Annotated in this window: 18 protein-coding genes and 1 pseudogene; 5 read left to right on the top strand and 14 right to left on the bottom strand. The window is 64.4% G+C overall.

Features of this window, described 5'->3' with window-relative positions:
• From J4G43_RS13285 to J4G43_RS13255, 7 genes are all read right to left on the bottom strand, one after another.
• Window positions 1–1,284: an acetyl-CoA C-acetyltransferase gene (locus tag J4G43_RS13285; RefSeq protein WP_208085071.1), complete on the bottom strand. Its 1,284-nt coding sequence runs from the start codon at window positions 1,282–1,284 to the stop codon at window positions 1–3.
• Complete coding sequence (locus J4G43_RS13280) at window positions 1,284–3,551, bottom strand: acyl-CoA dehydrogenase (RefSeq protein ID WP_208085070.1); 2,268 nt, start codon at window positions 3,549–3,551, stop codon at window positions 1,284–1,286. The genes J4G43_RS13285 and J4G43_RS13280 overlap by 1 nt, the downstream gene beginning before the upstream one ends.
• Window positions 3,552–3,851: 300 nt before the next feature.
• Complete coding sequence (locus J4G43_RS13275; protein ID WP_028148599.1) at window positions 3,852–4,475, bottom strand: flavin reductase family protein; 624 nt, start codon at window positions 4,473–4,475, stop codon at window positions 3,852–3,854.
• 176 nt (window positions 4,476–4,651) lie between these two features.
• Window positions 4,652–5,251 carry a TetR/AcrR family transcriptional regulator gene (locus J4G43_RS13270; RefSeq protein WP_208085069.1) on the bottom strand — a complete coding sequence of 200 codons (600 nt, stop codon included), beginning with the start codon at window positions 5,249–5,251 and terminating at the stop codon, window positions 4,652–4,654.
• A gap of 33 nt (window positions 5,252–5,284) precedes the next feature.
• Window positions 5,285–8,422, bottom strand: coding sequence for an efflux RND transporter permease subunit (locus J4G43_RS13265; RefSeq protein ID WP_063985198.1), 3,138 nt, complete (start codon window positions 8,420–8,422; stop codon window positions 5,285–5,287).
• A 175-nt stretch (window positions 8,423–8,597) separates the two neighbouring features.
• The gene (locus J4G43_RS13260) at window positions 8,598–9,704 is read right to left on the bottom strand and encodes an efflux RND transporter periplasmic adaptor subunit (RefSeq protein ID WP_135216330.1); all 1,107 of its coding nucleotides are present in this window, start codon (window positions 9,702–9,704) and stop codon (window positions 8,598–8,600) included.
• 341 nt (window positions 9,705–10,045) lie between these two features.
• A complete protein-coding gene (locus J4G43_RS13255; protein ID WP_208085068.1) occupies window positions 10,046–11,377 on the bottom strand; it encodes an MFS transporter in 1,332 nt (443 codons plus the stop codon).
• A 79-nt stretch (window positions 11,378–11,456) separates the two neighbouring features.
• Between J4G43_RS13255 and J4G43_RS13250 the strand changes: the two genes are divergently transcribed.
• Window positions 11,457–11,885, top strand: coding sequence for a ribosomal maturation YjgA family protein (locus tag J4G43_RS13250; protein WP_208089313.1), 429 nt, complete (start codon window positions 11,457–11,459; stop codon window positions 11,883–11,885).
• Window positions 11,886–12,009: 124 nt separating this feature from the next.
• Here the strand turns inward: J4G43_RS13250 and J4G43_RS13245 are convergent, their stop codons facing one another.
• The 3 genes and pseudogenes from J4G43_RS13245 to J4G43_RS13235 all read right to left on the bottom strand — a co-directional run bounded on the left by J4G43_RS13245 (window position 12,010) and on the right by J4G43_RS13235 (window position 15,313).
• A complete protein-coding gene (locus J4G43_RS13245; protein WP_208085067.1) occupies window positions 12,010–13,173 on the bottom strand; it encodes a winged helix-turn-helix domain-containing protein in 1,164 nt (387 codons plus the stop codon).
• A 233-nt stretch (window positions 13,174–13,406) separates the two neighbouring features.
• Entirely contained in the window at window positions 13,407–13,652 is a 246-nt protein-coding gene (locus J4G43_RS13240; RefSeq protein ID WP_208085066.1) for a hypothetical protein, read from the bottom strand.
• A gap of 252 nt (window positions 13,653–13,904) precedes the next feature.
• A pseudogene (locus J4G43_RS13235) lies at window positions 13,905–15,313 on the bottom strand (caspase family protein).
• A gap of 468 nt (window positions 15,314–15,781) precedes the next feature.
• On the opposite strand from J4G43_RS13235, the gene J4G43_RS13230 reads away from it, so the two are divergent.
• Window positions 15,782–16,423 carry an OmpA family protein gene (locus J4G43_RS13230; protein WP_208085065.1) on the top strand — a complete coding sequence of 214 codons (642 nt, stop codon included), beginning with the start codon at window positions 15,782–15,784 and terminating at the stop codon, window positions 16,421–16,423.
• Window positions 16,424–16,496: 73 nt separating this feature from the next.
• On the opposite strand, the gene J4G43_RS13225 is transcribed toward J4G43_RS13230, so the two are convergent.
• Window positions 16,497–17,927, bottom strand: coding sequence for a phospholipid carrier-dependent glycosyltransferase (locus J4G43_RS13225; protein ID WP_208085064.1), 1,431 nt, complete (start codon window positions 17,925–17,927; stop codon window positions 16,497–16,499).
• 51 nt (window positions 17,928–17,978) lie between these two features.
• Between J4G43_RS13225 and J4G43_RS13220 the strand changes: the two genes are divergently transcribed.
• Together J4G43_RS13220 and J4G43_RS13215 are read left to right on the top strand one after the other, a co-directional pair.
• On the top strand, window positions 17,979–18,680 hold the full coding sequence (locus J4G43_RS13220) for a FecR family protein (RefSeq protein WP_063985207.1): 702 nt from the start codon (window positions 17,979–17,981) through the stop codon (window positions 18,678–18,680).
• Between the two features lie 2 nt (window positions 18,681–18,682).
• A complete protein-coding gene (locus J4G43_RS13215) occupies window positions 18,683–19,834 on the top strand; it encodes a hypothetical protein (RefSeq protein ID WP_208085063.1) in 1,152 nt (383 codons plus the stop codon).
• 174 nt (window positions 19,835–20,008) lie between these two features.
• On the opposite strand, the gene J4G43_RS13210 is transcribed toward J4G43_RS13215, so the two are convergent.
• The 3 genes from J4G43_RS13210 to J4G43_RS13200 form a co-directional block, all read right to left on the bottom strand.
• Window positions 20,009–20,497, bottom strand: a complete 489-nt coding sequence (locus J4G43_RS13210; protein ID WP_208085062.1) for a VOC family protein — start codon at window positions 20,495–20,497, stop codon at window positions 20,009–20,011.
• Between the two features lie 43 nt (window positions 20,498–20,540).
• A complete protein-coding gene (locus tag J4G43_RS13205) occupies window positions 20,541–20,969 on the bottom strand; it encodes a VOC family protein (RefSeq protein ID WP_085399112.1) in 429 nt (142 codons plus the stop codon).
• A gap of 130 nt (window positions 20,970–21,099) precedes the next feature.
• The gene (locus J4G43_RS13200; protein WP_028148584.1) at window positions 21,100–21,612 is read right to left on the bottom strand and encodes a cupin domain-containing protein; all 513 of its coding nucleotides are present in this window, start codon (window positions 21,610–21,612) and stop codon (window positions 21,100–21,102) included.
• Between the two features lie 131 nt (window positions 21,613–21,743).
• Between J4G43_RS13200 and J4G43_RS13195 the strand changes: the two genes are divergently transcribed.
• Window positions 21,744–21,962 carry a CsbD family protein gene (locus tag J4G43_RS13195; protein WP_028148583.1) on the top strand — a complete coding sequence of 73 codons (219 nt, stop codon included), beginning with the start codon at window positions 21,744–21,746 and terminating at the stop codon, window positions 21,960–21,962.
• Window positions 21,963–22,002: the final 40 nt, after the last annotated feature.

The raw sequence follows: 22,002 nt of genomic DNA, 5'->3' as shown, positions 1-22,002 counted from the left end.
TCACACCGCCTCGATCAGCATGGCGCCGCCGAGTCCGCCGCCAATGCATTCGGTCGCGACGCCGCGGCGCGTGCCGAGCCGCTTCATCGCGTTGACGAGATGCAGCACGATGCGGTTGCCGGACGTGCCGACGGGATGGCCGAGCGAGATGGCGCCGCCATCGACATTGAGTTTGTCACGGTCGATCTCGCCGGCCGCGCCGTCGAGGCCCAGGATCTCGCGACAGAATTTGTCGTCGTTCCAGGCGGCGAGACAGCCGAGCACCTGCGTCGCGAAGGGTTCGTTCAGCTCCCAGGTCTCGACGTCCTTGACGGTGAGGTCGTTGCGCTGGAGCAGCGGCGTCGCCGACATCACGGGTCCCAGTCCCATGATGCTGGGATCGAGCGCGGCCCAGTGGCTGTCCACGATGACAGCCTTCGGCGTCAATTTGTGCTTTGCGACCGCCGCGTCAGAGGCGAGGATCACCCAGGACGCGCCGTCGGTGATCTGCGACGAATTGCCGGCGGTGACCTGGCCCCAGGGGCGTTCGAACACCGGCCGGAGCTTTGCAAGCGTCTCGGCCGTCGAGTCCGGCCGCACGCCGTCGTCATGGTCGAAGAATTTTCCGTCGCGGGAGAACGCGGTCTCGACCTCGCCCTTGAGAAAACCTTCGGCCTGTGCATGCGCGAGCCGGCGATGACTCTCGGCGGCATAGGCGTCGGACTGTGCCCGCGTGATGCCGAAGAGATGGCCGACGACCTCGGCGGTCTGGCCCATGTTCAAGTCGGTGATGGGATCGGTCAGACCGCGCTCGAGCCCGATGATCGGCTTGAGATAGCGCGGCCGCAGCTTGAAGGCGGCAGCGAGCTTCGCGGCCACGCCCTTGGCGGTGGCAAGGCCGGCGAACCAGCGCACCCCGGAATTCGGCCAGACCAGCGGCGCGTGGCTCAGCGCCTCGGTGCCACCGGCGAGGACCATGTCGGCATGGCCCTCGCGAATGTAGCGGTAGGCCGTGTCGATCGACTGCATGCCGGAGCCGCAATTGATCTGCACCGTGAAGGCGACCATGTCCTCGCCCATGCCGAGCCGGAGCGCGGCGACGCGGGCCGGATTCATCTCGTCCGCGATCACGTTGACGCAGCCGAGGATGACCTGGTCGAAATCATCGGGTGAAAACGGCTGGCGCGCCAGCAACGGTCGGCCGCATTGGACGGCGAGATCGACCGGCGTGAACGGCCCCGGCCCCGAACGCGCTTTGAGAAACGGCGTCCGGCTGCCGTCGACGATGAAAACCGGTCGTGCCATCAGCTCGCCGCCCTCTGTTCACCGAGTTCCTGGAAGAACTGATGCACATCTCCGGTTTTCTTGTAAATCGGCGACAGCGCTTCGGGCGCAAAATCGTCGACCTCGATCACTTTTGTGACGGCTTCATGAGCGGCCGCAAGCTGCTCGCCTTCGGCCTGCGTGATCACGCCCTTGGTGACGGCGTCCTTCCAGTCGCGGATGTGCGCGGCGCGCATGCGCTTTGCGATGGCATCGGTGGCCGCAACGAGCTTGAACGCGCGCTCCAGCCGGGCAAAGCCGCCGTCGTCATCGACATGGGCGAGATCCGGCGTGAGGCGCTCGCGGGCCGCCGACGGCTCCAGCACGAGGCTGGCGCATTGGTGCACGACACGGTCGGACGGGCCGAGCACGCGCGCACCGAACGGCTGGACCACGAGCTTGAGGATGACAGCGACAAAACGATTTGGCAGATTGGCAAGGATTTCGGCAAGCCGGTTCTCGATGGTCTTGAAGCCGGTCGCCATGCACCATTCCAGCGCAGCGAAGTCTTCCTTCTGCCGGCCCTCGTCCTGCCAGCGCTTCAGCGCGGCCGAGAGCAGATAGAGCTCGGAGAGGATGTCGCCAAAGCGCGCCGACAGCATCTCCTTGCGCTTGAGCGCGCCGCCGAGCGTGAGCAGCGCCATATCGGCGCAGAGCGCAAAGGCCGCGGAGTAGCGCGCGAGCTGGCGGTAGAATGGCGTGGCATCGCCCGCATCCGGCGCAAGCGCAAAGGCGCCGAAGGTCCAGCTCCGGCCGAACGCACGCAACAGCGTCTGGAAGCTGTGGCCGGCATGTTTCCAGAACGCCTTGTCGAACGCGGTGAGCCCGCGCTCGCGGTCGGTGTCGGCCAACGCGTTCATCTCGTCGAGCAGATAGGGATGCGCGCGTATCGCGCCCTGCCCGAACACGATGAGGTTGCGGGTCAGGATGTTGGCGCCCTCGACGGTGATACCGACAGGCACGGCGCGGTGCAGATTGCCGAGATAGTTTTGCGGACCGTCGATCACGGCCTTGCCGCCATGGATGTCCATGGCGTCGTCGACCGCGGTGCGCATCCGCTCGGTCGCGTGCAGCTTCATGATGCCGGAGATGACGGCGGGATGGATGCCGGCATTCAGCGCCGCGCAGGTCAGCCGGCGCGCCGCGTCGAGCTGGTAGGCGGTCGCGACGATGCGCGCGAGCGGCTCCTCGACGCCCTCGAATTTGGAGATCGAGATACCGAACTGCTCGCGGATGCGGGCATAGGCGCCGGTGGTGCGGGCGGCATAGGCGGCACCGGCCGCCGACAGCGACGGCAGCGAGATGCCGCGGCCGGCGGCGAGCGCCGTCATCAGCATCTTCCAGCCCTGCCCGAGTCTCTCCTTGCCGCCGATGACATAGTCGAGCGGGATGAAGACGTCGTGGCCCCAGTTCGGGCCATTCTGGAACACCTGCATCGACGGCAGATGACGATGGCCGATCTTGACGCTGGGCAGATTGGTCGGGATCAGCGCGACGGTGATGCCGAGCTCTTCCTGGCTCCCGACGAGGTGGTCGGGGTCATAGGCCTTGAAGGCGAGGCCCAGCAGCGTCGCGACCGGGCCGAGCGTGATGTAGCGCTTGTGCCAGTTGAGCCTTAGGCCAATGACCTCGCGGCCCTCGAAATCGCCCTTGCAGATGATGCCGGTGTCGACCATCGAGGCGGCGTCGGAGCCGGCTTCGGGGCTGGTCAGGCCGAAGCAGGGAATGTCGCGACCGTCGGCGAGGCGCGGCAACCAGCGCTCCTGCTGCTCTTTCGTGCCGAAGCGCATCAGGAGCTCGCCGGGCCCGAGCGAGTTCGGCACCATCACGGTGACGGCCGCCGCAATCGAGCGGGTCGAGATCTTGCGCACCACTTCCGAATGCGCATAGGGCGAAAAGCCGAGGCCGCCAAACTCCTTCGGAATGATCATACCGAAGAATTTTTCGCGCTTGACGAAATGCCAGACCTCCTGCGGCAGGTCGCGCCATTCCCAGAAGATCTTCCACTCGTCGAGCATGGCGCAGAGCGCGTCGACCGGACCGATGAGAAAGGCTTTCTCTTCGTCGGTGAGCGTCGCCTGAGGCACCTTCAGCAATTTCGACCAGTCGGGATTGCCGGTGAAGAGATCGGCATCCCACCAGACGTCACCGGCCTCCAGCGCCTCGCGCTCGGTGTCGGACATCGCCGGCAGCACGCCGCGCGCCCAGGAGAAGATCGGCTTTGTGATGGTGTCGCGGCGGAAGCTCATGGCGGACCTCATGCATCGGCGCGGTTATCGGCATTTTAGCGGAAAGTGGCCGGGGTAAGTGAACACTTCGCAAGCAAAAAGATGCGAATTGACGCGGCTAGGCGGCCGCCCCGGGGGCCATAACGGCCGGGGCGTGGGGGCAGTTCCGGGGAGGGGAATCGGGCTGAATGCCCCGTCGTCATTCCGGGGCGACGCGCAAGCGTCGAGCCCGGAATCCATAACCACCATCGGGAGTATGGATTCCGGGCTCGCGCCTGACGGCGCGCCCCGGAATGACGGTGGAGAGAGCGGTAGCCCGGATCAGTCCGGCCGCACCATCTCGAACATGTTTTCCGGCTTGATCTCGAAGTAGTCGCCGCGACGGCCGGCGCGGACGATGGGGCGGGCGGCGGCGGTCTGGTAGACGCCGTCCTTGATCATGGCCTTGTCGATATGGACGGCGACGACCTCGCCCAGCGTCAGCCAGGCATCGGCCTCCTTGCCGTCGGCACCCTTGAGGCGGACGATGTCGGACACCTTGCACTCGAAGGCAACCGGGCTCTCGGCCACGCGCGGCACGTTGACGAGCTTGCCGGGGACGGCGGTCAGCCCCGCGAGCTTGAACTCGTCGACCTCGGGGCCGACATGCGCGGCGGTCGCGTTCATGTGCTTGGCGAGATCCATGGTCGTCAGATTCCAGACGAACTCCCGGGTCTGCTCCATGTTCGAGACCGTGTCCTTCCAGTTGGTGGAGGAAAACCCGATGATCGGCGGCACGTAGCAAAAGGCGTTGAAGAAGCTGTAGGGCGCGAGGTTGACGTGGCCCTTGGTGTCACGCGACGAAATCCAGCCGATCGGCCGCGGCGCGATGATGGCGTTGAAGGGATCGTGCTTGAGGCCGTGGCCCTTGGAGGGCTCGTAGAAGTAGAGGTCTTTGTCGGTCACGCGCTGCTTCCTTTTCGTCATTGCGAGCGCAGCGAAGCAATCCAGAATCCCTCCGCGGAGACAGTCTGGATTGCTTCGCTGCGCTCGAAATGACGGAGTTTGTTGGTCCGTCATTGCCCGCCATCCACCCGTTAAGGGCGGCGCCAAGCAGTTTATAGGGGAAATTCCAGCGCCCGTCAGTGGCGCGGCGACAGACCCGCGATGACGAAATCGATCATCTGGTCGATAGTCGGGCCCGGCTTGGTGGCGCACTGGGCGATCATCTGGGGATGGAAAAAGCGCATCATCGCGGTGCAGGCGCACATCGAGGCCAGTTGCAGGTCCGGCGCCTCGAACTCGCCGGACGCGGTACCTTGCGCGATCACCTGGCCGATGACGCCGGCAATGCACTCCATATGGGCGACGCAGACGTCCCAGTCCTCCTGCATCGCGATCTCGACCATCTCATGCAGCTTGTTATCACCGACATAGCGCTCGGTGTTCATGCGTTGGATGGTGGTGAGCAGCTCGCGGAAGCGCGGGAGCACCGGACCAGGCCTCGCCACGATCCGCTGCGCTTCGATCTCGACCTCGCCCATCAAGGCCCGCGCCACTGACTGGTGGATCGCCTTCTTCGATTCGAAGAAGCGATAGACATTGGCGGGGCTCATCCTGAGCTCCTTGGCGATGTCCCCGACCGTGGTCTTCTGGTAACCGATCTGGCGGAACAGCCGCTCAGCCACCTCGAGGATACGATCCCGGGTGTCACCTTCGATATGTTCCGCAACCAGTGTCATGTGTCAGGACTCGTCCATCAGCAGTCTTCTCATTTATTCAGCCGCTTCAGCAAGCGGAATTGCGTGCTGGTCATCGCTCCCATGCTGCGGCGCGGCAGGCTGCTCGGGGGTGCCCGCCTCGTCCAGGCTCTTCCTGAACCACAGGGCGTAGAGGCCCGGCAGGTACAGCAGCGTCAGGAAGGTCGCGACGAACAGGCCTCCCATGATCGTGATCGCCATCGGGCCCCAGAAGGCCGAGCGCGACAACGGGATCATGGCCAGGATCGCGGCGAGCGCCGTCAGCACCACCGGCCGGGCGCGGCGGACGGTTGCCTCCACGATCGCCTCACGGCGGGTCAGGCCGTGGGAGACGTCGGTCTCGATCTGGTCGACCAGGATGACGGTGTTGCGCATGATCATGCCGGCGAGTGCGATCAGGCCGAGCAGCGCCACGAAGCCGAACGGGGCATTGGCGACGTTGAGGCCGAACGAGGCACCGACGATGCCGAGCGGCGCGGTGAGGAACACCAGGATCAGGCGCGAGAAGCTCTGCAGCTGGAACATCAGCAGCGTCAGCATCACCATGACCATCAGCGGGAAGAGGATGAAGATCGAGGCGTTGCCCTTGGCGGATTCCTCGAACGCCCCACCCGGCTCGATACGGTAGGCCGGCTCGAGATTGTCCTTGATCGCCTTCAGCTTCGGCGTGATCTGGCTGGTGACGTCGGGCGCCTGCACGCCGTCGACGACGTCGGAGCGCACGGTGATCGCCATGTCGCGGTTACGCCGCCACATGATCGGCTCCTCATGGGCATACTCGATCTTGGCGATCTGCTGGAGCGGCACGGCAACGCCGTTCTTCGAGGTGATGGTCAGATCGCCGACGCCGCCGAGATCGAGACGTTCGGACGGGACCGCACGAGCGACCACGGCCACCTTCTCGATGCCGTCGCGAATGGTCGTGACCTGCGCACCCGAGATCAGCATCGACAGCGCCTGCGAGACGTCCTGCGGCGTCAGGCCCATGGCGCGGGCACGATCCTGGTCGACGACGAGCTTGAGGTAGGGCGACTGCTCGTTCCAGTCGAGCTGGACGTCCTTGACGCTCTTGTTCTGCCGCATGACGTCGCGGACCTGATAGGCGATCTCGCGCACCTTGTTGGCGTCGGGGCCGATCACGCGGAACTGGACGGGGAAGCCGACCGGCGGACCGAAGTTGAAGCGGTCGACGCGCACGCGCGCCTCGGTCAGCATGCCCTCCGCAGCCGCGTTCTCGATCTTGGCCTTGATGCGCTCGCGCGCCTCGACGCCCTTGGCGACGATGACGATCTCGGCAAAGGCCTCGTTCGGAAGCTGCGGATTGAGGCCGAGCCAGAAGCGCGGCGAGCCCTGGCCGACATAGGACGTATAGGTCTCGATGTCCTTGTCGTCCTTGAGCAGCGTCTCGGCCTTCTTCACCGCCTTCTCGGTGACGTTGAAGGCGGTGCCCTCGGGCAGGCGGAGCTGGAGGAACAGCTCGGGCCGCTCCGACAGCGGGAAGAACTGCTGCTGGACATGACCGAAGCCGACGATCGAGGCGATGAAGACGCCGACGGTCGCGGCCACCACGGTGATGCGGTGGTTGACGCACCATTGCACGATGGCGCGCAGGCCGCGGTACATGCGGGTCTCGTACACCGCGTGCGGATCGTGATTGTGGTGCACCTTGATGTTGGGCAGCAGCATGACACCGATATAGGGCGTGAAGATCACCGCCACGAACCAGGAGGCGACCAGCGCGATCGCCACGATCCAGAAGATGCTGCCGGCATATTCGCCGACCGCGGAATTGGCAAAGCCGATGGGGAGGAAGCCAGCGGCCGTGACCAGCGTCCCCGTGAGCATCGGAAACGCAGTGGATTCCCAGGCAAAGGAGGCCGCGCGGAAACGGTCCCAGCCCTGCTCCATCTTCACCACCATCATCTCGACCGCGATGATGGCGTCATCCACCAGCAGGCCGAGCGCGATGATCAGCGCACCGAGCGTGATGCGGTGCAGATCGAGCGACATCGTGTTCATGACGACGAAGACGATGCCGAGCACCAGCGGCACCGACAGCGCGACCACGATGCCGGTGCGCCAGCCGAGTGCCAGGAACGACACGAACAGCACGATGACGAGGGCTTCCATGAAGGAATGCACGAACTCGCCGACGGCGTGCTCGACCACCTTGGGCTGGTCGGCGATGAGCTTGACGTCGATGCCCTGCGGCACCGCCTTCATGAACTCGGCGGTGGCCTTCTCGACCTCCTTGCCGAGATCGAGGATGTTGGCGCCCTTGGCGGTGACGACACCGATGCCGATCGCGGCCTTGCCTTCCTGGCGCACGATGAAGCTCGGCGGGTCGACATAGCCGTGGGTGACGGTGGCGATATCACCTAAACGGAACACGCGGCCGTTGCTCTCGACCGGCGTCTCGGCGACGGCCTTGGCGCCATCGAGCGCGCCGGTGACGCGCAGCGGCACGCGCTGCGACGAGGTCTCGACCGTGCCGGCGGGCACGACGTTGTTCTGCTTGGCGAGCGAATCGAACAGGGCCTGCGGCGTGATGCCGAGGGTGGCGAGCTTGGCGTGCGAGAATTCGACGAAGATGCGCTCGTCCTGGTTGCCGTAGACGTCGACCTTGGTCACACCAGGCACCTTCAACAGGCGCTGGCGGAAGCCTTCCGAGACCTTCTTGAGCTGGGCATAGTCGGCGCCGTCGCCGGTCATCATGTAGAGGATGGAATCGACGTCGGAGAACTCGTCGTTGACGACGGGTCCCAGAATGCCCGAAGGCAACTGGCCCTGCACGTCGGCGAGCTTCTTGCGCAAGAGATAGAAGAGATACGGCACGTCCTTTGGCGGCGTGGAATCGCGGAAGGTCACCTGGAGCGCGGTGAAGGCCGGCTTGGAATAGGTCTGCACCTTCTCGAAATAGGGCAGCTCCTGGATCTTCTTCTCGATGGGGTCGGCGACCTGCGTCTGCATCTCCTGCGCAGTCGCGCCCGGCCAGATCACGGAGACGTTGACCACCTTCACCGTGAAGAACGGATCCTCGGCCCGCCCGAGCTTCTGATAGGAGAAGAAGCCGGCGACGCCGAGTATGATCATCAGGAACAGGACCAGCGTCGGATGGCTGACGGCCCAGGCCGAAAGGTTGAAGCGCTTCATCGCACTCTCCAAAGATGGTCCAATTGCAAAAAAACCACAGCCACTCTGTTCAAACCGTCGTCGCGAGGCAGCGAAGCAATCCAGGGGGCTGGGCAGGTTCTGGATCGCTTCGCCGCTTCAGCCCCGGCATTTGCGCTTGGGCCGAACTCACCTCACACGACGTGACTCGTAAACTCTAGAAGGACAGCGACGAGACGATCCGCACCCGCTGGCTTGGATCGAGCTTCTGCACGCCGAGGGCCACGATCTTGGCGCCCTCGTCGACACCGCTGGTGATGATGACGTCGTTGCTCTCGTAGGACTTCACCACGACCGGCTTGAGCGTGACGGCGCCATTGTCGTCGACGACGTAGAAGGAGGGCTTGCCGCCTTCGTTGAACAGCGCCGACAGCGGCAGCCGCGCGACGCGCTCGGTCGCGGCATCCGACAGCGTCAACGTCGCGGTCATGCCGAGCGAAACCTTGTCGTCGGCCTCGGGCAGCGAGAACTTTGCAAGATAGGTGCGCGTCGACGGATCGGCCGTCGGCGCGATCTCGCGCAGCTTGGCCGCATATTTCTTGTCCGGCTCCGACCAAAGAGTGACGCTGGCGGCGCCCGACTTGGCACGTCCGACCAGCGTCTCAGGGATCGCGACGACCGCTTCCTTCTCGGCAAAGCGGGCGACACGGATCGAAGTCTGGCCTGCGGCAACCACCTGGCCGGGCTCGATCAGCGTTGCGGTGACGACGCCACGGGCGTCGGCGTTGAGCGTCGCGTAGGAAAGAGAATTCTTGGTCAGCTCGACTGAGCGCACGGCTCGGTCCAGACGCGCGCGGGCCTCATCGGCGGCGGCGCGGCTCGAATCCATCGCCGCATCCGTAGTCCAGCCCTTGGCCTTCAGATCCTTGGCGCGCTGCTCGGCCGCGGCGGCCTGGGCCAGCACGCCGGTCGCAGCGGTCTGCTCGGCGACGGACTGTTCAGCCTGGAGCTTCAGATCGACCTCGTCGAGCGTCGCGAGCGGCTGGCCGATTTCGACGGTCTGGCCGACCTCGACCAGGCGCTTGGCAACCTTGCCGGCCACGCGGAAACCGAGATCGCTCTCGATCCGGGGCCTGACGGTGCCGACAAAGCTGCGCTCCGGCGTCTCGGCATCATAATGGGCGGTCGCGACCAGAACCGGCCGCGGCGGCTCGGCCTTTTCAGCAACGGTATCATTGCACCCGGCCAGCGCAGCGGCCATCAGGGCCAGCGAGACACCCGCCAAGAGCTTGGAATAGCTGGACAAAACTGACCGAACGAACATCGGAGGACACTCCCGCGACTGCGATGAGAGGAATGTCGACTAATCACTGATAAAAGTCAATAATCGTCAGCCATCAGGAAAGCGTGATCGTTAAGGGGTGGTAAGGATTTGGATGGCGGTTGCCGGGAGGGTGCGATTGTAGGGTGGGCAAAGCGAAGCGTGCCCACCATGCCTGCCGGAATCAGGAAAATGGTAGGCACGGCGCAAAGCGCGCCTTTGTCCACCCTACGAGAGTCCGTAGCCCGGATGGAGCGCAGCGCAATCCGGGGCCTGCAGGTTGTAGCTCGAGCAGTCCCGGATTTCGCTTCGCTCCATCCGGGCTACGCAGCGGTGCTGGCGGCCTACCGCCCCTGCCCGGCGAACTCGTGCTTGCTCTCGTGGCCGCCGACAAAAACCAAAATGCCGGCGATCAGGGGCAGGACGGCCAGCACCAGCAAGCCGGTCGAGGTCTGGCCGGTGGCTTCCTTGACCCAGCCGATCAGGTAGGGCCCGCCGAAGCCGGCGAGGTTGCCGATCGAGTTGATCAGCGCGATGGCGCCGGCCGCCGCCGTGCCGGAGAGCCAGGCGGTCGGCAGGGTCCAGAACACGCCGAAGCAGCAGAACACGCCGATCGCCGCGACGGTGAGCACCACCATCGTCATGGTGGGATCGGTGAGATAGGAGGAGACGGCAAGCGCAACGGCGGTGAGCAGCAGCGGCGCGCCGACATGCATCACGCGCTCGCGCGTCGCATCGGAATGCCGCGCCCACAGGATCATGGCGATGGTGCCGAACAGATACGGGATCGCTGTGACAAAGCCGGTCTGGGCGTTGGTGAGGCCGAACGCCTTGACGATCTGCGGCAGCCAGAACTGCATGCCATAGAGCGCGCCGACGAAACCGAAATAGACCAGGCTCAGCATGATCACCTTCGGCGACGACAGCGCTTCGCCGAGCGAAAGATGCTTCACCGCCTGCTTGGCCGCGATTTCCGAATCGAGCCTGGACTTGAGCCAGGCCTTCTGATCGGCCGAGAGCCAGTCCGCCTTCTCCGGCTTGTCGGTGAGATAGAACCAGGTGACGATGCCCAGCAGCACCGAGGGGATGCCCTCGATGATGAACAGCCACTGCCAGCCCTTCAGCCCCATCGCGCCGTCGAGCCCGAGCAGCAGGCCCGAGACCGGCGCGCCGATCACGGTGGAGACCGGCACGGCGATGGCGAAGGCGGCGAGGAAGCGGGCGCGATACTCGGCCGGGTACCAGTAGGTGAGATAGAGGATGATGCCGGGGAAGAAGCCGGCCTCGGCGACGCCAAGCAGGAAGCGCAGGACGTAGAAGCTCGTCACCCCGCTGACCAGCGCCATCAGCGCCGAGATGATGCCCCAGGTCACCATGATGCGGGCGATCCAGCGGCTCGCGCCGAACTTCTCCAGCGCCAGATTGCTCGGCACCTCGAAAATGAAATAGCCGATGAAGAAGATGCCGGCGCCCCAGGAGAAGATCAGCGGCGTGAACTTCAGCTCCGCGTTCATGGTCAGCGCGGCGAAGCCGAGATTGACGCGGTCGAGATATGAGAAGAAGTAGCCCAGCACCAGGAACGGAATCAGGCGCCAGGAGATGGCGCGGATCGTCGAGGTCTCGATTTCCGACTTGGCTGAGCCGGCGGAACCGGCATAGGTCGTGGTCTGGCTCATGGCTTCCCCCCGGGGTTGTTGCTTTTATGGGCTGGTTGCGGTTTTGAGCATCGCGGGCAAAGAGTCAATGGAGCGAGCAATGCACGGGGCGCAACCGGTCAACACCGTTGCGCTGCGACAGAAATCATTGATCCGCGCCGCCCTCGCGCTGTTCGTGATCGCCTGCGGGCTGTCCTTGCGCTGGTACGGCTTTCCGCTTGGCCTTCCCGCCTTCGTCGTGAAGTACGGCGGCTCGCTGCTGTGGGCGACGATGGTGTTTCTGCTGGTCGGGGTTTTGCTGCCGCGCCTGACTCGGAGCCGACTTGCAGCCATCGCCGTGGCGATCGCGATCGTCGTCGAGTTCTCCCGGCTGGTGCATGCGCCCTGGCTCGATGCGTTTCGGCTCACCACCGCGGGCGCGCTGCTGCTCGGCCGGATCTTCTCGCTGTGGAATCTGGTGGCTTATGCGGTCGGGATTGCGTTTGGCGTTTGGATTGATGGTCTTGTAGGGTGGGCAAAGGCGCGTTAGCGCCGTGCCCACCATTCTCCTTCGCGGACCACGATGGTCGGCACGCTTCCGCCTTCGCTCTTCGAGCTACGGCGGACAAGTCGCTTTGCCCACCCTACGAGACCGAAGCCACGGCGAGCGCCACTCACTCCGCCAATTGAAACCGCTCGAAGCGATCGAGCTCCTCCTCGATCACGCGCTTCAGCTCCTTGCGCCCCGCCGTCTTCTTCCCCTGCCCAACCCAGGTCCATTTCTGCATCAGCAGCTTTTTCGCCTGCCTATCGGTCTTGAGGTCAAGCGCCGCGACGATCTCGTCGCCGACCAGCACGGGCAACGCGAAATAGCCGAGCTTGCGCTTGGCCTTCGGCACATAGGCTTCGAACAGGTGGTTGTAGCCGAAGAACAGATTGGTGCGCTTGCGCTGGATGATCAGGGGATCGAACGGCGAGAGGATGTGAACGAGATCGGGCGCAGCGCCCTCACCCGGCTCCAGCGCCGCAGGCGCGGCCCAATGCTCCTGCTTGCCCGCGCCCTCGATCGCAACGGGCACGAGCTCGCCGCGGCGGACGCGCGAGGCGACCAACTGCGCGATCGCCTTCTTGCTCGGCGCATCGAGGTGGCAGATCGAATCCAGACTGACCACGCCCTGCGACCGCAGTGCGCGGTCGAGCAGATAGGCCGTGATGTCTCTCGCCGACGCCGGCTTCGGCAGCTTGTCCCAGCCGAAGTGCCGCGTCATCAGCTCATAGGTCTTGAGCATGCCCTGGCGCGCGCTGACGGTCGCGACGCCGGTGTAGAAGGCGAGCTGCAAAGCCCGCTTCGAGGGTTTTCGGCTCTGCCAGAGATGCTCCTTCTCGGTGAGCACGTCGTCCTCGATGTCGCGGATCGTCAGCGGACCGGCGCGCAGGAGCCGCATCACCTTGCGCGTATCGGCCGGCTTGACCGAGGCGTACCATTTGTGCCCCTCGCGCCGGTGCTCGCGCATCGCCGGCAGGAAGAAGCGAAAATCGTTCGCCGGCACATAGGACAGCGCATGGGTCCAGTATTCGAACACGCTCCGGTCGACGCTCTGGGCCTGGCGCAAATCGGCACGCCGGTAGGACGGAATGCGGCTGAACAGGATGTGGTGGTGGCTGCGCTCGATGACGTTGATGGTGTCGATCTGCACATAACCGAGATGGTCGATCGCATCCGCCACCGCGCGCGCCCCCTCCCCGAACGGCGCGCGCTCGTCCAGCCGCTGGGCATGCAGCCAGATCTGCCGGGCCTGTGTCGTGGGGATCGGAAAGGGTTTGGGCGCGCGTGACATTGCAGGAGGCAATGTAGCCGGATTCGCGCCAGGAAAAAGAGAGACGCCAAAGAAGCTTTCTCAAGAAAAAGCCGCGCTGCCAACTGCTGACAGCGCGGCCGAACCGTGCGCGCCTCGCGCCTTACTTCATCGACATGGCCTTCTGCGCCTTCATTTAATGCATGCAGGCGCTCTTCATCTTGCCGTTGCTCATAACGGTGTTGGCCATGGCTGCGCTGCGAAGGTGCAAGGCCTCAATTGCCGTTCTTTTGCACCTTGGGCCGGTCACCGAGGCTGCCGGTGGCAACGTCAGGTTCGCAGGACGCCTTGCCACGCCCGTCCGCCTGGCAACGATAGACGCTGCCGGTGAGGCGGTCGACCAGCCACATGTTCTCGTCGTTCGGACCGTCGAGGCCGACATAGCGGCTGGTCAGCCCGGTGATCAGCGTGGACAGCAGGATCGCCACCGCGATCATCGCCGCACCGACATAGATGGGCATTGAGCTCAGAAAGACTGTCCGATCCGGCGGCCCGCCACGATAGAACTGGTAATCACTCGGCCTGGGCACTGGACTGAACTCGGCTCCGTTCCTCGGCGGTTATTGGACGCGGAGTCCTGCTAGGCGCCCAACTGGCCGAATTCTTGTTCGCACGCAGGCCATCACGCGACGGCTTTGCGACGATCGGTGAGCAAGGGTTTCCGGAACAAAATTGGCGGCCCGAACCGGGCCGCCTGTTGCTTGCCTGCCGGCTCAGCGGCGGCCGAACAACCCGCCCATCATACCGCCGAACAGACCGCCGGGGCCGCCTGGCGGACCGGCACCGCCACCGCCGTAATGGCGCCGGCCGCCACCGCCGGAGGACCGGCGACGCGCCGGCTCGTCGTCTGCCTGTTCGGAGGAGGCTGCGCGGGTCGAGACAATCTCCGACAGCAGGGCCTTGTGCTGGAGCTTGTTGAGATAACCGGTCGCAGGATAGCCACGGGCAGCCTGCCACCGTCTCATCACGGAACGGGTCTCATCGTCGAACTTGCCCGTTGCCTTGACGTCGAAGCCGAGCCCGGTGAGGCGGCGCTGCACGTCGCGGCGCTGGTTCTTGTCCAGCCCGATCTGGTCTTCAGACACCTGGTTGGCTTCTTCCGTAAAGGTCGCAGGATCGATCCCGGCCGAGAGGTTGCGGGTGGTGATGGATGGACCATCCTGCAACGCCGCGATGCGGGCGAGCGCGATCGATTTGAACGTGCCGTTGGGATAGCTGGTGAGATAGGCGTTGAGCTCCTCGACCTTGTTGGAGTCCCTGATCGAGCGCCAGAACTCGAGCTCGACGTCGGAGCCTTGCTTGCTCGCGGCCAACACCGGTGCGTTCGACGAATCGGTCGTGGCCGCAGCCGGCACGCCAACCGGATTGAGATAGACGTCGTCAGGTTGGTGTGCCCCCAGGGCAATTGCCCCTTGCTGGTCTCGTCACTGACCTGGGCACGGACCTTGGTCATCGCCTGCTGGATCTCGATCCCGGGCTGGGCAATGTTGGCGACGAGCGCGCGGGTGAACGGGCTGTTGGTGCCGGCCTCGCCGTCGAGCGCGGTCTGGCCGGGGCCAGTGGCAAAGGCAATCAGCGTGCCCTCGCCCGACTTCATCTCGGCAAGACCGGTCTGGACGTTGACGGAGCGAGTGGCCTTGGCCGAGCGGATCTTTGCCGCGAACGGATTGTCGCGGCAGGCGTCCAGGAATACGAGCTTCACCTTCGCGTCCGACATGGTCTGATCGAGCGTGAGGTCGACATTGATCGCCGCGCCCAGCTTGACGTCCATCTCGGATTTCAGGTCTGCGTCGACCGGCAGCAGATAGTTGACGCCGTTCACGGCGATCCCGTGGCCGGCATAGAAGAACACAGCGACGTCGGCGCCTTCGCTCTTCTTGCCGAACTCCAGAAGCTTCGCGGTCATGGCGTCGCGGGTGAGGTTGGCGCCCTCGACGACGTCGAAGCCGACATTGCGCAGCACCCTGGCCATCGCCTTGGAGTCGATCGCGGGGTTGGGAAGCTGCGGGACATTCTTGTAGGCGGCATTGCCGACCACGAAGGCGACGCGCTTGTCCGCGAAGGCCGCGTTGCCGCTGACGAGAAATACTGCGATTGAAATTGCTGCGATCAAGAAGCGCATGATCATTCTCCCCTGATCCAAACTTCCTCGCTGCTCTCGGTTCGGCCTGAGCCGATCCGATGAGAGCAATCTGATCCAGTTCACGACGACGCACTGTGATCTGGATCACTCGGGGATTTCTGCTGCTCGAACCGAGCTGAGAGTCGCTGCGACGGTCGCTTTTTGGGCTGCTGACGCAGCGGGCAATACGGCTGGCGACGAACAATGACCGAAAGATTGTACCTGCGCGGTCAGCGAGTCCAACCGGTTCAGCAATCCGCTGTCGACGCCGAACGAGACAACGGTTCTTCCCGGTGGCAGGGCACCGCCGCTGGCCCGACACGCCATGGATGCCGATCGGCGCCGGCGCCAGGATGCACGGGTCATTTCGGCCATCTGGAATGTGACCCGCATCACATCGAGGCTGTTGAACCTTCCCTACGCTCGCAACATCAAATCGCCATCAGGCGTAACAGCGAGGATACGACAATGACCCGTTTTGATAGGTTTTTTGGACTGAAGGCGATTACCCTCACGGCCGCGCTGTCGATGACGGCGGGCCTGGCTTTCGCCGGCGATAACGTCTCCGCCAACCAGATCCTGGATGCGCTGAAGCCGAAGCCGGCAACCCGCGGCCTGTCCGTCGGTCCGCAGGCCGATCCGACCGCGCAGGCCAAGGAAGCGACGTTCCTTAACACGGTGCGCAACCGCTCGACCCGGTCGCTCTCGATGGGCGAGCGCGAGCAGATCGCCGAGCTCGCCGCCACCAAGCCGAGGATCGATCTGGAGATCCAGTTCGACTACAACTCGGCCGACATCGCCAAGACGTCGGTGCCGTCGGTGCAGGCGCTCGGCAAGGCGCTGTCCGATCCGTCGCTGAAGGGCTCGACCTTCGTGGTCGCCGGCCACACCGATGCGGTCGGCGGCGAGGAGTACAATCAAGGGCTCTCCGAACGTCGCGCCGACACCATCAAGAAGTACCTAGTGCAGAACTATAGTCTCAACGGCACCGATCTCGTCACCGTCGGCTATGGCAAGACCAAATTGAAGGACACCGCCAACGGCGCCGACCCGATCAACCGCCGCGTTCAGGTCGTGAACATGGAAGCCAAGACGACGGCGTCCAAGTAAAATTGTCCAAGTGAAATTCAAGTCATCGCCGCGTGAAACACGCCGCCTGCCACGATCGTGACAGGCGGCGATTTCATATCCAGCTCTGGAACAGCATCAACCGGTTGAACGTCTGCATGGACGTGCCGATGAAGGCCGCCGAGATCGGCAGCATCACCGCAAAGCCGATCGCCGCGCCCCCGACATAGGCCCACAGCAGCCAGCGCGGCAGCCCCTCCCGTCGCAGCACATAGACCAGCGCAAGCGACGCCACCGTTGCGGCCGGCAGATAATAGTAGAGGAAGCCGAGCGTGCGCGGTAGCAAAGCCCAGGCGAGCCAGGAGCCGAAATAGAACGCCGCGATCAGGAACGCATCCCAGCGCCGCGCGACGATGAAGTCGCGCAGCACGACGGCGAGCGCGAGCAGCGCCGGCCACGCGACCAGCGGATTGCCGAGGAAGACGATCGCGGAGACATTGTTCTCCGAGGTCTTGTCGAACAGGAACCACACCGGGCGCGCGAGCAGCGGCCAGGATGGCCACGCGCTCATATAGGTATGGCCGGCGATCGCGGTCGTGGTGTTGTCGGCGAATATCCGGCGCTGCGCCTCGATCAGATCCGGCAGCGACGCTCCGTAGAGCGGCACGAAGGCGGCAAGATATGTCAGCGCCGGCAGCACGGCGAAGCAGAGCGCGACATGCTGCACGCGAAGATCGGGCCAGAGATCGGGCCGATACCAGTCACTCGGCTTCGCGTCGGCGAACAGCGTGCGCCAGCCCTGCATCAGCCGGATCACCGCAACCACAACGATGCAGATGCCGAGCGGAAACAGGCCGCTCCATTTGCAAACCGCGGCGAGACCAAACAAGGCGCCCGCGAGCGCGAACAACGCATGCGGGCGCTCTCTTCGAAAGCCGTGCATGAAGGCGGCAATCGCGAGCAGGCCGAATCCGAGCGCGTAAATGTCCAGCATGGCGATACGCGCCTGCACGTAAAGCATCTGGTTGAAGCCCGCGATCGCCGCGGCGGCGATCGCCGGGCCTTGCGCGGAGAACAGCGCGAGCCCGCACAGATAGATCGCGACGATCGCGAGCGCGCCGAACAAGGTCGACGGATAGCGCCAGCCCAGCGCATTGTCGCCGAAGGCTGCGATCGATGCCGCGATCAGCTCCTTGGCCAGCGGCGGATGCATCGGGTTGAGCATCGGTTGCGATAGCGTGGGTGCCAGCATCTGCCGTGCCGCCGGCACGTAGTGCACCTCGTCGAAGACGAACTTCTCCGGCGCCGTCAGGCCGATCAGCAACGCAAGATGCGCGACCAGGAAAATCGCGACAGCGATCACTGCGCTCTGCGACACCTTCGGAACCGCGGGCAATTCGAACGGCTGCTGTGGGGCTATTTTGCGTGGCAAATCTGCTTCACCGCGGAGAAAAACAAAGACGGCACTTTTCATTGAACGCATTCTGCCGCAACTGTCACTAAGCATAACGCACGTCCAGCGCCGCTTGTGATAATTTCGCCACATCAGAAGCGCGCGCGATCCGGTACGATCAGGGACATATCGATCGGTTGCGAAATGAATTTGCGTTTCTGGCTTTTCCCAACTCTGTTGTCGGCACTCGTCTGCGCGGCGCCTTGCGCGCAGGCGCAGACGCGCGTCGGCGAAGCCGTCGTGATCCAGAACGACGTGGTGCGCGTGGCCACGACCACGACGCCGATCAGTGTCGGCGACAGCATGCTGCGCGACGAGACCGTGCGCACCGGTGCCGACAGCGCCGCGCGCTTCGTCATGGCCGACAGCACCAACCTCTCGCTGGGCCCGAGCGCCACGCTGAAGCTCGACCGCACCGTCTTCAACGACGAGCACAGCTATCGCGACGTCGCGATCCGCATGACCACAGGCGCATTCCGTTTCGTCACCGGACATTCGGAAAAGACCGCCTACAAGATCACGACACCGCTCGCGACCATCGGCGTTCGCGGCACCACGCTCGACATCCTCTCCCAGCGCGGCCGCTCCGTCGTCGTGCTCCAGGACGGTGCCGCCAGCGTCTGCACGACGAGCTCCCAGTGCGTGCAGCTCACCCAGCCCGGCGACACCGCAATCATCACCTCGGCCGGCGGCAAGGTCAGCATCACCAAGACCAACACGCCGCCCTGGACCTTTGCCGCCAATTGCGCCGCAAGCGCCGGGCTGTGCTCGGTCAACCAGTATGCGGACGCCTCGCCGACCATCACGCCTGCCGTCCACGACGACGGCATGCTGTGCGGGCGGTGATGATGGCGAAACTCGACGTCAGACGCCTCGTCCTCGCCGCCGCGCTGACCGCAACCGCTGCGTTTGCGTTCTTCGCGTTCAATGCGCGACCGGCGGCAGCGCAGGCGTCTTGCGAGTCCGGATGCGGTGGGCCGACGCCCTCTCCATCGCCGACCTATTCACCGTCGCCGACACCCACACCGACCCCCTCGCCTTCGCCGAGCCCCTATCCGTCGTCCTCGCCGAGCCCGTATCCACCGCCTCCACCTTCGGGCCCGACCGGCGCGGACTCCAGCGGCAATTCGATCGGCGGCCTCGCCAACCAGCGCTTCAACCAGATGATCACCAACCGAGTACTCGGCACGGTGCTGCTCGGCGTCAACGAGCAGGTCAATTGCAGCGACTGCATCAGCGCATTCGGCTCCGCCGGCTCGTTCTCGGCCGGTATTCACGGCCGCAAGGAGCTGACCATCAACCTCTCGCTGCTCGCCGGCATCGCCTACACGCAATACAGCGAGGGCGGCTACAACATCACCAGCGCGCCGATCGGCGCCTTCGCTCTGCGCTATGATTTCACCGACTGGGGCTCGTCGCGCCCGTTCTTCGACGTCGGCACCATCCTGACGCCGTGGGAGAAGGCGCGCTACACCCGCAGCTACAACACCAGCCTCGGGCCGGTGAGCGTCACGGGCTCGACCAACGCGTCGAACTACGCCGTCTATGGCCGTGCCGGCTGGATGAGCCGCGTGTCCCCGCGCGACGAATTCGCGGCCTCGATCGAAGTCTGGCAGCTCTGGCAGCGCGTCTCCGGCTATTCGGACAGCGCCGTGGCGTTCAATCCGTTCGACGCCTCCATTGCGACCGGCACCGACCGCACCAGCCTGGTCAAGATCGGCGGCCAGTGGACGCACCTCTTCGGCAGCAACATCGAGACCAACATCAATGGCGGCTGGGTGCAGTCCTTCGCCAGCCATGGCGGCATCGTCGCCACCGTGACCGGCGACGGCCTGGTGGTGCCGACGATGGGCAACCAGGGTTGGTTCGAATATGGCGGCCGCCTCGGCTTCTGCGTGCAGAAGGGCTGGATCGTCGACCTGTTCGCCAACGGTACGCTGGGCCCGCAGCCGGTGGGGAACACCATCCACGGCGGCGTGGGGCTAAGGATTAATTACTAGGGCGGGATCTCGCCCCAAATTCCGCTGTCATGCCCCGCCTAGTGCGCAATTGCGCACGGGGGGCGGGGCATCCAGTACGCCGCAGCTTCTCCGCATCACTCAAACGTCTCTGAAATATTGGATCGCCCGGTCAAGCCGGGCGATGACCGTGAGCATGTGGCAAGGCCATAGGCCTCACGCCGCCGACTTGCCCTCGAACGCGCGACGTAAGACATCCACGTCCAGCTTCACCATCTTCATCATGGCTTGCATCGCGCGCGCAGCCGCTGCCTTGTCGGGGCTCGACAGGAATTCGAACATCACCTTCGGCACCACCTGCCAGGATACGCCCCAGCGATCGCTGATCCAGCCGCACTGCTGCTCCTTGCCGCCATGAGCAAGGAACGCGCTCCAGACGCTGTTGACCTGAACTTGATCGTCGCAATGGATCATCAGCGAGATTGCGTGGGTATATTCCACCTTCATGCCGCCGTTGAGCGCGACCAGGGGCTGCCCGGCCACCGTGAACTCGACGACGAGCACGGAGCCTGTCTTGCCGGACGGGCCGTCCGAAACGTTGCGCTGGACGTGCGTGATTTCCGAGTTCGGAACGAGCGACACGTAGAACTTCGCGGCTTCCTCGGCATCGCCGTTGAACCACATGCAGGGCACGAGCTTGGACATCGTGAATGCTCCTCTTCAGATGGTCGATGTTCGTTGGCTTCGGTCAGGCGTTCGCCATGTCGGACTGCGCGGCGAAGGCTGCCATGTCCATCCAGTTCACGCCCCACATATGACCGTCCGGATCCTCGAAGCTGCGGCCGTACATGAAGCTGTATTCGTCCTTCGGGCTTGGATCGGCCACACCGCCCGCGGCCTCGGCCTTGCCGACGACGTCATCGACCTCGACGCGGCTGTCGGCCGAGAGGCAGAGCAGCACCTGGTTCGAGGTCTTGGCATCCGCGATCGGCTTCGGCGTGAACTTGCGGAATTTGTCGTGGGTCAGGAGCATGGCGAAGATGGTCTCGGAGAAGACCATGCAGCTCGCCGTCTCGTCGCTGAATTGCGGGTTCCTGACCGCACCGACCGCCTCGTAAAAGGCCGTCGCGCGCTTGAGGTCGGTCACCGGCAGATTGACGAAAATCATTTTGGGCATCGGAGGCTCCTTGGGCGGGGTTCTGCCCAAGGACGGATGGCCCGACGGCCATCCGACACGGCTTCCGAATATTTTTTGAAGGCTGTGCCTGCGTGGTTCTGTCGCACAGAACCAGCAGGTTTTCAGGCCCTTACTTCTTCTCGTTGGGATCCCGGTGGACGGGGTCGATCCACAGCACGGTCTCGGGCTTCTCGACCGGCTCGATGTCGAGGTTGATCGCGACCGCCTCGCCGTCGCTGCGCACCAGCACGCATTCCAGCACCTCGTCCCGGCTGGCGTTGATCTCCTGATGCGGCACGTAGGGCGGGACGAAGATGAAATCGCCGGGGCCGGCCTCCGCGGTGAATTGCAGGCTCTCGCCCCAGCGCATCCGCGCCTTGCCCTTCACCACGTAGATGACGCTTTCGAGATGGCCGTGGTGATGCGCACCGGTCTTGGCGTCCGGCTTGATGCTGACCGTGCCCGCCCACAATTTCTGCGCGCCGACGCGCGCGAAATTGATTGCGGCCGCGCGGTCCATGCCGGCCGTCGACGGCACGTTGGTATCGAGCTGATTGCCGGGAATGACGCGCACACCGTCATGTTTCCAGCGATCGTCATGATCGTGGTCATGGTGGGAATGCGTGTGGTCATGGCCGGTCATGGGACTTGCTTTCTGTTTTTGGTTCCGTGCGCGGCAAGCTAACCAAAGCGGGCCTATCAAGCCATACCCAAAATCGGAACTCTCGTAGTCGGCAGGCGTTGTTTTCGCGAGCCAACTGGAAGGAGAGTTTCATGGGTAGCACGAGCGACAAGATCAAGGGCACCGCCAACGAGGCCATCGGCAAGGCCAAGCAGGGCATCGGTGAAGCCACCGGTTCCGATCGCCTGAAGGGCGAAGGCGTGGTCCAGGAAGTGAAGGGCAAGGGCCAGCAGGCCATGGGCGACGCCAAGGACGCCGCGAAGGAAGCAATCGATCGCGCCGCGGCTGCGGCAAAGCGCGCGGCGGAGTGACGCGCGTCAATCTGAAAGCGAAAAGACCGGCCGCGAGGCC

Origin of the sequence: Bradyrhizobium barranii subsp. barranii (assembly GCF_017565645.3) — a bacterium.
Lineage (GTDB): Bacteria > Pseudomonadota > Alphaproteobacteria > Rhizobiales > Xanthobacteraceae > Bradyrhizobium > Bradyrhizobium barranii.
Note: the sequence above shows the minus strand (reverse complement) of the source record. Positions and strands in the feature narration are given on the sequence as shown.

Bases quoted from the DNA above. Each gene is read 5' to 3' on its own strand.
- J4G43_RS13285 (WP_208085071.1), bottom strand. From the start codon at position 1,284: ATGGCACGACCGGTTTTCATCGTCGACGGCAGCCGGACGCCGTTTCTC.
- J4G43_RS13280 (WP_208085070.1), bottom strand. From the start codon at position 3,551: ATGAGCTTCCGCCGCGACACCATCACAAAGCCGATCTTCTCCTGGGCG.
- J4G43_RS13270 (WP_208085069.1), bottom strand. From the start codon at position 5,251: ATGACACTGGTTGCGGAACATATCGAAGGTGACACCCGGGATCGTATC.
- J4G43_RS13265 (WP_063985198.1), bottom strand. From the start codon at position 8,422: ATGAAGCGCTTCAACCTTTCGGCCTGGGCCGTCAGCCATCCGACGCTG.
- J4G43_RS13260 (WP_135216330.1), bottom strand. From the start codon at position 9,704: ATGTTCGTTCGGTCAGTTTTGTCCAGCTATTCCAAGCTCTTGGCGGGT.
- J4G43_RS13255 (WP_208085068.1), bottom strand. From the start codon at position 11,377: ATGAGCCAGACCACGACCTATGCCGGTTCCGCCGGCTCAGCCAAGTCG.
- J4G43_RS13250 (WP_208089313.1), top strand. From the start codon at position 11,457: ATGCACGGGGCGCAACCGGTCAACACCGTTGCGCTGCGACAGAAATCA.
- J4G43_RS13245 (WP_208085067.1), bottom strand. From the start codon at position 13,173: ATGTCACGCGCGCCCAAACCCTTTCCGATCCCCACGACACAGGCCCGG.
- J4G43_RS13240 (WP_208085066.1), bottom strand. From the start codon at position 13,652: ATGCCCATCTATGTCGGTGCGGCGATGATCGCGGTGGCGATCCTGCTG.
- J4G43_RS13230 (WP_208085065.1), top strand. From the start codon at position 15,782: ATGACCCGTTTTGATAGGTTTTTTGGACTGAAGGCGATTACCCTCACG.
- J4G43_RS13225 (WP_208085064.1), bottom strand. From the start codon at position 17,927: ATGTGGCGAAATTATCACAAGCGGCGCTGGACGTGCGTTATGCTTAGT.
- J4G43_RS13220 (WP_063985207.1), top strand. From the start codon at position 17,979: ATGAATTTGCGTTTCTGGCTTTTCCCAACTCTGTTGTCGGCACTCGTC.
- J4G43_RS13215 (WP_208085063.1), top strand. From the start codon at position 18,683: ATGGCGAAACTCGACGTCAGACGCCTCGTCCTCGCCGCCGCGCTGACC.
- J4G43_RS13210 (WP_208085062.1), bottom strand. From the start codon at position 20,497: ATGTCCAAGCTCGTGCCCTGCATGTGGTTCAACGGCGATGCCGAGGAA.
- J4G43_RS13205 (WP_085399112.1), bottom strand. From the start codon at position 20,969: ATGCCCAAAATGATTTTCGTCAATCTGCCGGTGACCGACCTCAAGCGC.
- J4G43_RS13200 (WP_028148584.1), bottom strand. From the start codon at position 21,612: ATGACCGGCCATGACCACACGCATTCCCACCATGACCACGATCATGAC.
- J4G43_RS13195 (WP_028148583.1), top strand. From the start codon at position 21,744: ATGGGTAGCACGAGCGACAAGATCAAGGGCACCGCCAACGAGGCCATC.